Below are 11,196 nucleotides of genomic sequence, written 5' to 3'. Positions count from 1 at the left end.
TTTGTTGAAGGACTCAATAACAGCATAAGAAACATTATTCGGACTGCGTTTGGATATAGAAATTTTGAAAATTTCAGGCTCAGAGTATTTGCGGAACATGGCGTTCCCCACTAATCTGCGATGAGCCAATATTTTCTGCGAACAGGCGATATTGATTGGGGGCAAATAGACGACTCCGTATCGCAAGCGATTATAACCCATGAGGAACTTGAAGAGTATGTAGTTGCCTTTCCTTGTGATCTTACAGATAGGTCAGGAAAGAAAGGGAGGGGCAAAACCGGCTGGGAGCATTGGGACGTCCATGTTGCAAAATGGAAGAAAGAAGCTGCCGAACACGGCAATGCAACCCTTGGATTTACTGTCTGGACTCAGAGTGAGCTGCTCACTCGCCTGTCAAAATCGGAATCTGAAGGCTTGCGCCAGTATTGGTTTGGTGAAGTCGAGTTTTCACAACGATGGTTTAGAGAGCATGTTCAAGAAGGTATTACCTCACTTGATGAGAGATTTCACCCGGAAGATCATGTCGATGTTCGTATCCAGAAGCTTTTTTCAGTCATTGCCCGCCATCCCTCATATGTTGAGGAACTGAAGAGCAAACTCGCCTCTATTGCTGAAAATTCACTCTCGGCCAGCCGGTTTTCAGGGCTGACCGAGCAGCCTGATCCGCGCCTTTCTGATGAATTATTCAAGGCGCACCAGCAGTTGCTTACCGTGCAGGAAGAGTTTGATCTGCCTCCGCATCAGGATTGGAATATTGAGCAATGGGTACGTTTTGCCGATGAATTCCTCTCGTTGTTGAATACCTTGCTTGATTGGTGTTGGGAGTGTGCAAGAAAATTAGAACAGGACAGCCGTGAGAATAACGAAATATATCGCCAACGGAGTGAATTGTATTCACTCAAGGAGTCTGTAAAAGAGTTTCGTTCTCTCTGTGCAAGTGAATTCATGCAGGCAGAACAAGGCCGTTTTGCATTTATCGAAGGACGGGCAGGAACCGGGAAAAGCCATCTGTTCGGCCAAGAGGCATCCAGAGTTGCGGACGAAGGCGGAGCAGTCATTCTCGCGCTTGGTCAACGTATGAACGATGAAGATCCTTGGTCGCAATTTGCAAAACTCTTCCACTTGCCGAATAAAAATGCTGATGTTTTGCTCGGTGCCCTTGATGCTGCTGGCGAGGCAAGCGGGAACAGGGCGTTATTGTTGATAGATGCAATCAACGAGGGACCCGGCAGCAGGTTCTGGCGGAACCATATTTTGAGTTTTGCCGAAATGGTGCAAAAATACAAGAATATTGCCTGTGTTATTTCTTGCCGATCAGAGTATTTCCCCATTGCCATACCGGATTCCCTTGCTCATAAAACCCCAACCTTTTCCATCAGAGGTTTTGAGACCCATGAAGAACAGGTGAATGCGGCCAAGGTTTTTCTGGATCGCCGGGGAATAGCACGGCCAAGTACACCTTGGTTGGCCCCTGAATTCGTCAATCCGTTGTTTCTACGTTCGGTCTGTGTGTCCTTGGAGCGGGATGGCAAATCGGAATTTCCAACAGGACTGCATGGAACACGCCATATTCTCAACTATTATCTGGACAGCGTTGGGAAAAATATCAAAGCGGTAGAAGGCAGTTTGGCTTCCTTGCCTGCTGCTGTGAAAGGTTCTGTCGTTGAACTTGCCCAGACTATGATTTCCCTTCGTGAGGAATATCTCTCAATGAGTGAGGCGGAACAGGTGATCGGCAAGCACTTTCCGCAAACACCTCCTTGTTCTGAAACCAGTTGGCTTTTGGTTTTGTTGAGTAACGGTCTCGTTCGACGTGATCCGAATCCTCAGATAAGCGACGACCCTCTCGTAGAAGCTGAAGACGTGATTCGTTTCAGTTTTCAACGATTCCAAGATTTCCTGATGGGCGATACGCTTGTTGCCGACCATCAGGATGCAAGCATGCTTTTCAGTGATTCAGGGCCGCTGCAATTTATGCTGGATGAGAGGGGGATTTCTTGGCAATGGCGAGGTATGTTCGAGGCATTGTCTTCAATTATCCCGGAGAAATTTGGCTGTGAGCTTGTTGACATTTTACCTGATGATTCGATGAACACACCCTATTCGTGGGGAATTCATGAGGCATTTATTGAGAGTGTCAAGTGGCGGGAGAGAAGCGCATTTACTGATCGTTCCTTAGAACTTCTTAATTGCCAAAGAAATCCAACTGAAGTGCTGCTGGAGGTTGCAGTATCTGCTGATCATCCGTGGAATGCGAAACTGCTGCACCGTAATCTCGCAAAGCGCAAGCTCCCTGAGCGAGATGCCTTCTGGACAGTCTGGCTGAACAAGCAGTCGGTGGAAGATCAGGAGGAGGACTATTCTTCTGTCGGACGGCTGCTTGACTGGTGCCTGTCCGGGCAGGTTCCGCATACAAAACGGGAAAATCAGTTTTTGGCCGCCTTGACGCTGTGTTGGTTTTTCACAGCATCGAATCGGATTATTCGTGATAAGGCGACCAAGGCGTTGACCTCGCTTTTTATTGTGAGAGCGGACATCTTTTCTGATCTTTTGGAGCGTTTCAGGGATGTTGATGATCTATATATTCTTGAACGGCTCTTGGCCGCAGCCTATGGAGCAAGCTGTCGGGATCAAGAGCGGAGACGATTGGAAAGTTACAGCCGCATGGTTTTCAAATATATTTTCGCTGATAATACACCTCCCCTGGGACTTCTTCTGCGGGATTACGCATTGGGTATTATTGAGCTGGCCCAATATCATAATGCCCTCTCAGATGAAGTTGATTTTGATCGTTGCAAACCGCCCTACCAATCAAAACGAGTATGTTTTAATATCACCGAGGAAAAAGTGAAAGCACTGGCTCTCAAGGCAGATGGTGACGAGATTCTTCGCTCGGCGACAAACTGGATGGGAGATTTTGCACGATACGAAATTGAGCCAAGGATGAATCGCTTTCTCTCAGTGCCGTTGAGCAAAGAGGTACCGTTGACTTCGGAGCAACGCCTCCGTGTCTTTGAAAAGGAGGTTGTCGGGAATATAAAGGAAAGGGTTATAGCCTTAGACGAATTACGTACAACTGCCAATCCGTATGCCTATGGACTGTTCAGATATCCTTGGGAGAAGGAAACACAGGAATATGTTGAGCAGAGTGAAATTGATCAATGGCAGGAGGATATTCAAACAGTAGCAGATACTTTTTTGCTTTTACTTTCTGATACGGAGAGAGAACGATTTGAAAATGAAGCAGTACCTTACCTTTATGATCGAACCGAAAAAAGAAAAGAGCCGAAAAAGGTTGATATTGCGGCGGCAATGCGTTGGGTTGCCAACCGTGTCTACTGGACGGGATGGACTGCAAAACGATTTGCTCATGATCGTTCTCAGCATAAGGGAGGGCACGCTTATTCCCGTGACAGGCCGATTGTTGAACGGATAGGAAAAAAATATCAGTGGTTGGCCTTAGATGAGCTGCTGTGCCGTTTAACTGATAATAACTGGCTTGCAGGTGACTATGGCGGCAGTATGCCGAGATGCTATTCTTGCCCTACGGATGTTAGTTTTCATCGAGACATAGACCCGACTCTCATTGAGGAAGAAGAACTACGGAGACAGCTTGACGAAACGTCCCAAGATTGGTCGGATCAACCCAAAATTACGCTGCCAGAGGTTGCTGAAGATGAATTGGCAGCTTGGCCTTTTCTGGATGATCCCACCCGCCAACTGAAAGATATGCCGAAACGTCAGGATAATACAGGGGTAGACTGGATGGTTCTCTATGAATATCAATGTGTAAGTGAGCGATATCCAGAAGAGCAACAGGGAGAACATGGTGCTCGGCAAGAAGAATTCCGGTTCCTTATGTCTGTTGTTATGCGGAAAAATGAGATCAGCGGGATAGTCAACACGTTGAAGGCAAAAAAGGAACTGGATGTTTTTGATTTAGAACCTCCTCATCAGACTGACGAGGCGTTCCTTTATGAAGCCCCTTGGAGAACGACTTGGCCGGATTCCAAATGGAGATTTAATAATTGGGAGTCACCGGAAGGGGTTGGTATGGCCTTCCCAGTATTTCGTTACCATTGGGAGTCACATATGGATGGCTCGCTTCCAAACGGATTCAATACCCATCTCCCGGCTCCGTGGCTTGCAAAGGAGCTGAAACTTACCCCGAGACTCAATCAAACAGGTTGCTGGACAGCTCCGAATGGCGAAACGGTGTTCATGGAAATTGCAGGAGAAAAAAGTGGCAGCCTTTGTTTGTTGCGCAAAGACTTTGCTTCTCAACTGCTTGGTGATGACCTCTGTATTCTTTGGCTTTTGGTTGCCGAAAGAAACGCTTGGCCCGGCGGAAGTAATGACAATGCCGCTTGGAGACGTTCGGAAGGATTATGCTGGCATGATGGAAAGAAATTAAGAACAGCGAGTTGGAAACGTGACAACGGCAATGGTACTTCCGCCCAATATGCCGGGAAGGAGTAAAAAAAGGGCGAAAGATCTTTCGCCCTTCTACTTGGTTTAAGAACGCTTACCCCTCAAGTGCGGCTAATGCCGTCTTAATCCGTCCCATTCCTTCCTGAATAACCTCCATGGAAGTAGCAAAGGAGAACCGGACAAAGTCATCCGAACCAAAGGCAATACCCGGCACAGAGGCGACCTTGGCTTCATCCAGAAAGTAGGCTGACATATCAGCAGAGTCTTTCAGCTCTTTTCCATGAAAAGATTTACCGTAATAGGCAGAAAAATTCGGGAACACATAAAAGGCCCCGCTGGGATTCACGCAGGTAACGCCTTCAATGGATTCCAAGTCGCTGACAAAGAAATCACGGCGGGGCAGGAAGGCTTTCTTCATTACCTCGGGAAAATCCTGTGGTCCGGTCAGGGCAGCCAGGGCCGCATACTGGGACGGTGCAGCAGGGTTGGAGGTGGATTGGCTCTGTATCTTGTTCATGGCCTTGATCAGGTGCAGCGGCCCAGCAGAGTAGCCGATCCGCCAGCCTGTCATGGCAAAGGATTTAGAAACGCCGTTCAGGACAACGGTCTGCTCTCTCAGGGCAGGTTCCACATCCAGGATATGGGGCAGTTTGCCGTCCACATAGGTCACTGTCTCGTAGATATCATCAGTAACAATCAGCCAGCCATGCTTCAGGGCCATCTCTGCCACAGCCTTGAGGGCAGTGGTGGAAAAGACTGAACCAGAGGGGTTTGACGGGCTGTTAAGAAAAATTGCCCGTGTTTTATCGGTGGCCTTTGTCGCCAGAGTTTCCGGGTTCAGGTCAAAGTCCATAGACTCATCCAGAGGAACAATCACCGGAACCCCGCCAGCCAGCTGAACCATAGGCGGATAAGAAACCCAGTACGGAGCCGGAATCAGCACCTCATCACCAGGATTGAGCATGGCCTGAAAGATATTATACAGCCCGTGCTTACCGCCGCAACAGACCTGGATTTCGTCCGGGGTATAGTCCCAGCCGTGATCTTCCTTAAAACGCATGCAGACAGCTTCCCGCAATTCCGGGATACCAGGGACAGCTGTATAGCGAGTATGTCCGTCGTCAATGGCTTTTTTGCCAGCCTCGCAGACATGTTTCGGAGTGTCAAAATCCGGTTCACCAACGCTGAAATTCAGAATATCCTCACCAGCCGCTTTCAGCGCCTTGGCCTTGGCATTGATGGCCAAAGTAGGGGAGGGCGGTACCTGGAGTACGCGTTCAGCGAGAGTGATTATTTCCTGAGACATTTTTTTTTCCTCTTCAAGGGGGGGTATATGAAAGTGGCAGCAATTCTTTAGCATCGCCTGATCAACTTTCATGTTTTATTGTCCCTCCCCACAGGGGAGGGTCGGATGTTTATAAGGGAAAAGCTTCCTGCTGTATCAGGTTCTGGATCTTTTATCAAGGGCAATCGTGCCTGTTTTGCGGAATTCTTGCTTGCATGAAACGTGTTCAGGGGCCTGGAATTCTGTTCTCATCCGCATGCTGGAGCCCTTCCATCAGCAAGCCCATGAATTCTCCTAACCGTTTTTTTGTTCTGTAGGGGGCTGCTAATTCTTCTACGGTATAGGTGAAACTGCCATTTTCCTGGGTTAGCAGGATAAATAAAGCCTCCTTGCCCTGCAATTGACCATAGGTTGCATGGATAATATCGCCTTCTTTATTAAAGAGAACAGAGGCATGACCGTCTGGCAACATCAAATCAAGGGTGCCGGATTTTCTGCCGCTGTTGATCAGCTGAAAAAGGTCCACCAGGCTTATGCAGGCCAGTTCGCCGTTCATGCCGGAGTTGATTTGGCATGAGCGAATGAGATTGGCCTTGGCCCGTGTCATCATTATATTCCAAAAAAAACTGTTGAGATTGGGATAGCTTGAAAGGGCCTGTCTGAAGTTTTTTGAGTTGAGTACGATAAGCTGTACCGGTGAGAGAGAGCATACGGAAGGATAGGCGGGTCTGCCAGTGAGCAGGCTTGTTTCTCCGAAGATCTCCCCTCGCTTTAACCGGGCAAAGATTTCACCGTTTCTGTTCACTACCCCGGCCTGTCCAGCAATGAGAATATACAGATGCGTTCCTGGCATCCCCTCCTCAATCAGCATCTTATTTGCATCGTATCGGCGCAACTGCATCAGAAGTGCGAGATATTGCAACGTGTCGCAGTCAAGTTCATCAAAGAGTTTTACTCTGCGGAGAAAAGAATAAATTTTTTTTCGCACCAGTTCGGTTGCCTGCTTTTCTACTTCTCTGTTTTTTTCTTCAATCAGTTGTCCCTGCACCGTGACAGCGTAACTTTTTTGCGGCTTTTTGCATTCAAAGCGTATGAGTCCGGAGCAGCCTCCGCATGTGAATTTAATGCGCTGTGCTCCTTGGTGTTGGGATATCAGTGGGTTGACAGCTGCGCTCCGTCCAGGGGTCAAGAGGGTCTCGGGAACGGCCAGGACTTTCATGAATTCCTGCATAAGAAGCAGGCATGTCTGTTTGTCTCGCCTGGTGGTCAGCGTGAAATTACGGACAGTGAATTCTTCTCCCACACTATAGAGAGGGCAGGAATATGCTTCTGTTACTATAAAGATAAAATTACAAAATTCTTTCATTTGAGGCACCGATGGAAAATGTCTGCGGCAAGGGAAGCGCGTTCAGTGGAGTTTTGTCGGGCTGTCAGTAGACATTAAATATTCTGATGCAGGATAGGATGAACGCTCTACAACTCATTTAGAAAATTGACATTTTGCATAGATTATGATTATAGCAGATTGTTGTCAAGTAGTTTATTGTCGTGGGGAGATACTTTCCGGGCAGGAGTAGAGTTTTTCAGTCATATGCTTGCTCTTTGATCTTATTTGTATTATTAGTGATTTTTATAATCAACCACTGGAGGATGCTGTGAAAGAACGTATTGAATTTGAACTGGATGGTCAGCCGGTGGAGTCATCGTGAAAGTTTTGTTGATATTGCAGCCGGTAGGGAGTAGTGAGAGCAGATGAGAAAAACAAAAGAGAAGCAGCGACGGAGAAATATAGCTGGGCTTGGTGTTGGGTTGGTGATTGCAGTACTACTGTTGTTATTTTTCGCTGTGCTATGGCAGAATGCGGTGAAAGAACAGCAAGATGCTGTTGAACAAAGGAAGACTGCTCAACAGGAAACTGCTAAAATGCAACAACAGGTCCTTGAGGGAAACTATAATCTTGCCAAGATTCTTGAAGGGAAGGCCTTGGGTGCTCTCAAAAAAGCTGAGGATGATCGAAATAACAAGATGTATCAGCAGGCATTACTTCTTGCCTCAGCAGCTTTGCAACAGAAGCTTGAACCCGGTAAATTGGCCTTGGAGTCACGTTCTATAGACTGGCTCTTTACGACAGAAGTATTTTATAGTGCTTTGGCAGAACAATGGGTTTCTCCGACTGCAAATATCCATCAGGAAAGAGTCAACGATCTGGCCTTTAGCCCTGACGGAAAAAAAATAGTCTCTGCTTCAGGCAACACAATAAGGATATGGGACACGGCAACCGGCAAAGAATTGGCCGTTTTCAACGAAGATGAAAGAAGAATCAACGAGGTTATTTTCAGGCCCGGCGGCAAAATTGTTTCAAGATCGTCATTATGGGATAAAACAACAGTCCGGGTTCGGGATGCTGTAACTGGGGAAGAGTTGGCTGTTTTCAACGAGCGTGAAAAAAGCGTCAATAAGGTGACGTTCAGTCCTGACGGAAAAATCATTTTCATTTCATGGGAGAAGGAAAAAATCCAACTCCGGGATGCCGCAAGTGGTAAGGAATTGACCGTCTTGAAGGTACCTCAAGGAACTGTTACCCGCTTGGCTCTCAGTCCTGACGGCAGAAAAATTGCTTCAGCCGGGTCGGACAGGAGAATACGACTATGGGATACTGCAAGCGGTAAAGAATTGGCAGTCTTTGCAACGAAAATAAAAGATGTCAAAAAATTGGCTGTCAGCCCTGACGGCAGCAAGGTTGCCTTCGCATCAGGAGATAATACTATCCGGGTGTGGAATACAAAAGGTACTCAAGAAGCTATGGTTCTCAAAGGGCATGAATGGGGTATCTCCAGCATCGTTTTCAGCCCTGATGTCAGTAAAGTCGCCTCCTCTTCATGGGATAAAACCATCCGTCTCTGGGACGTAACTACTGGTAAGGAAATTTCCGTTTTGAGAGGTCATACCTATTCACTTGAAAACGTATCTTTCAGCCCTGATGGTCGTCTCTTGGCATCTGCGTCTGCGGATAAAACTGTTCGGGTGTGGGATGTTGAAAGCGGCAGAGAAGTCTCCAGTTTCAAGGGTCATTCAGGTGCTGTCAAAAGTATAGCTTTCAGTCCGGAAGGGCGTTATCTGGCATCTTCTTCCGGTGGAGAACCCTACCATGGTACCAGTACTGACAGTAATGTCGATTGCACCATCTGTCTGTGGGACATTGAGAAAGGCAGGGAGCTGAAGCGAATGGAAGGGCATGATGAAATTATATTAAACATTTCATTTAGCCCTGACGGGCGTTACCTGGCATCTGCTTCCTGGGACAGAACAATCCGGTTGTGGGATATTGAGACCGGCAAAGAAATTTTCATTTTTAAAGATGATACCCCTTTTCTTGATGTCGCCTTCAGCACAGACGGACACTTCCTGGCAGCCGCTTCAGACAACGAAACAGTACGGTTATGGAATATTGATGATATCAACAATCCAAAACTGCTGAAAGAATATAAGGATATGTCGATAAACGTATCGTTCACCCCTGACAGCGGAAAAATGATCTTCAATTCCTGGGACGGCACTGCGCGCTTATGGGACATTGCAAGTGACAGCGAGTATTCTGTTTTCAGTAAAAATATTTCATCAGATTATTTCGGGAGGAGTATTGCTATTCATCCTGATGGAAATATAATTGCATTCGCTTCCAAAGATAGATCAATACGCCTGTGGGAGGCTGACAGCGGCAAGCAGATCACCATCCTCAAGGGTCATACCGGCGATGTAACAGACATATCTTTCAGCCCTGACGGTACATTGTTGGCATCAGCCTCAGCAGACGAGACTGTCCGTCTATGGGGTGTTGAAAACGGCAGGGAAATTTCTGTTTTTAGAGGCCACAGCGAAACCGTCACCAGCGTGGCCTTCAGTCCTGATGGTCGTCATCTATTTTCCGCATCAGATGATTACACAATACGTTCCTGGGAAATTGAAAACATGAGGACTGACTTTTTAAAGAGCCTGCGTTCTTCTTCTCAAGGATATGTTTTTTTAAGCCCGGACAGACGTACTGTTGCTCAATATTCCTCTAAACAACAATTATTGCGGATACTGGATATCAAGAGCGGCAGAGAACTCTTTGCGACAACGTTGGAAAAACGTCTTGTCTCTCCTTTAAGTGCGGCCTTTCGGCCAAATTATCATCAGATTGCGTATGGTTATGAAGATGGCGAAATACATCTGTTAAACATTGATAACGGATATAAACTCTTCTCGTTGAAAGGGCATATGAGTTACGTCGTTTGTCTTACCTTCAGTCCTGATGGTAAAACGTTGACCTCTGCTTCGAATGATAAAACTATACGGATTTGGGACATGGAGAGTGGGCAGCAACGTGCCGTCCTAAAAGGACATACAAATACTATCAACTGCGTAACCTTCAGTCCTGACGGCAGGAAACTGGCCTCCGGTTCAAGTGATAATACAGTACGGATTTGGGATACGGCTAGCGGGCAGGAACTAGCTGTATTAACAGGTCATCGTTCTCATATTATCGGTCTGGCCTTCTCTCCCGACGGAAAGAGCTTGGTCTCCTATTCAGGAAATAATGTTATACGGATTTGGAATACAAAGAGTGGGCAGGAACTGCTTACTGTGAGTAAATACGCTGTCCACCCGTGGACTGTGGGACACCCTCGTTTAAGGAGAGGTGTAGCCGTTACCCCAGATGGAAAAAGACTGGCTTTTGCTTCACGAGGGGGAATTATACGACTCCTGGAGCTTGCAAGCGGAAAAGAACTTGCTACCCATGTCAGTCGTACCCGTGGAATTTCAGATATATCCTTCTCTCCTAAAGGCGAAAAGGTGTTTTTTACAGTGCATGATGATCATCCCGTACGAGTATGGGATACCAGAATTAATTGTCTTTTTCTCAAAAATTCCAAGCCAACCGCTCTCTATCATACCTTCATGGACGGGGCCAAATTCTTTTGGCATGTAAAATGGAACAAATTTAAGTTTGTGCCGGATTATACGCCCACCTTGTATGCTCAAGACGGCTACAACTTTATCTATGACCCCAAATTCGGCCCTCTGCTTAATCCCCCATCCCCCGGCCAAAGCAAATTCGACCAGGTTCTGGAATGGGCGCAACAACAGCAGGAAAAATAGGGACATTGCGGCCCCTCTTTACAGCTTCCTTACGTCCTGATTGATCACGCTGTATCCTGTAACTAAGTGCTCTATCAACAATCCGAAGGAAACAAGGCGCAAAACACAACACACGATCTGCAAATCAAAGGAGGGCTGCACAATGGCTCGAACACGTTCAATCCTGACTGATGTCAGTGCCGGAATATCAGAACTGAAAAAAAAATCCTATCCCAAGTTCGTAGGATTTGTGCTCAAAACACGAAAAAAAGTCCTTTTTGGGGCCTTGCTCCTCTTTCAAATATCTGTAATTACTCATCACAGATTTTCGGATTCTTAATGTAGTGCCAGAGAGTGCG

Annotated in this window: 5 protein-coding genes and 1 pseudogene; 4 read left to right on the top strand and 2 right to left on the bottom strand. The window is 46.9% G+C overall.

The genetic code is table 11. From position 1 onward, the window contains the following. Together L2082_RS15630 and L2082_RS15625 are read left to right on the top strand one after the other, a co-directional pair. Positions 1-96 (top strand): annotated as a pseudogene (locus L2082_RS15630) (transposase); the annotation flags it as partial. A gap of 24 nt (positions 97-120) precedes the next feature. Then, complete coding sequence (locus tag L2082_RS15625) at positions 121-4,479, top strand: hypothetical protein (RefSeq protein WP_446009513.1); 4,359 nt, start codon at positions 121-123, stop codon at positions 4,477-4,479. Positions 4,480-4,525: 46 nt separating this feature from the next. Here L2082_RS15625 and L2082_RS15620 read toward each other — a convergent pair whose 3' ends face one another. Both L2082_RS15620 and L2082_RS15615 read right to left on the bottom strand, forming a co-directional pair. After that, positions 4,526-5,737 (bottom strand): pyridoxal phosphate-dependent aminotransferase, encoded by a 1,212-nt coding sequence (locus L2082_RS15620; protein WP_446009514.1) that lies wholly within the window; start codon positions 5,735-5,737, stop codon positions 4,526-4,528. A gap of 205 nt (positions 5,738-5,942) precedes the next feature. After that, on the bottom strand, positions 5,943-7,082 hold the full coding sequence (locus tag L2082_RS15615) for a cyclic nucleotide-binding domain-containing protein (RefSeq protein ID WP_446009515.1): 1,140 nt from the start codon (positions 7,080-7,082) through the stop codon (positions 5,943-5,945). Between the two features lie 386 nt (positions 7,083-7,468). On the opposite strand from L2082_RS15615, the gene L2082_RS15610 reads away from it, so the two are divergent. Together L2082_RS15610 and L2082_RS15605 are read left to right on the top strand one after the other, a co-directional pair. After that, positions 7,469-10,858, top strand: a complete 3,390-nt coding sequence (locus L2082_RS15610) for a WD40 domain-containing protein (protein WP_446009516.1) — start codon at positions 7,469-7,471, stop codon at positions 10,856-10,858. A 142-nt stretch (positions 10,859-11,000) separates the two neighbouring features. Continuing rightward, the gene (locus tag L2082_RS15605) at positions 11,001-11,177 is read left to right on the top strand and encodes a hypothetical protein (RefSeq protein ID WP_446009517.1); all 177 of its coding nucleotides are present in this window, start codon (positions 11,001-11,003) and stop codon (positions 11,175-11,177) included. Positions 11,178-11,196: the final 19 nt, after the last annotated feature.

It is taken from the genome of Candidatus Electrothrix sp., from assembly GCF_052785085.1.
The sequence above is the reverse complement of the archived record's forward strand: the minus strand, read 5'-3'. Positions and strand labels throughout refer to the sequence as shown.

Coding starts and splice junctions, on each gene's coding strand:
- L2082_RS15625 (WP_446009513.1), top strand. CDS start 121: ATGAGCCAATATTTTCTGCGAACAGGCGATATTGATTGGGGGCAAATA.
- L2082_RS15620 (WP_446009514.1), bottom strand. CDS start 5,737: ATGTCTCAGGAAATAATCACTCTCGCTGAACGCGTACTCCAGGTACCG.
- L2082_RS15615 (WP_446009515.1), bottom strand. CDS start 7,082: ATGAAAGAATTTTGTAATTTTATCTTTATAGTAACAGAAGCATATTCC.
- L2082_RS15610 (WP_446009516.1), top strand. CDS start 7,469: ATGAGAAAAACAAAAGAGAAGCAGCGACGGAGAAATATAGCTGGGCTT.
- L2082_RS15605 (WP_446009517.1), top strand. CDS start 11,001: ATGGCTCGAACACGTTCAATCCTGACTGATGTCAGTGCCGGAATATCA.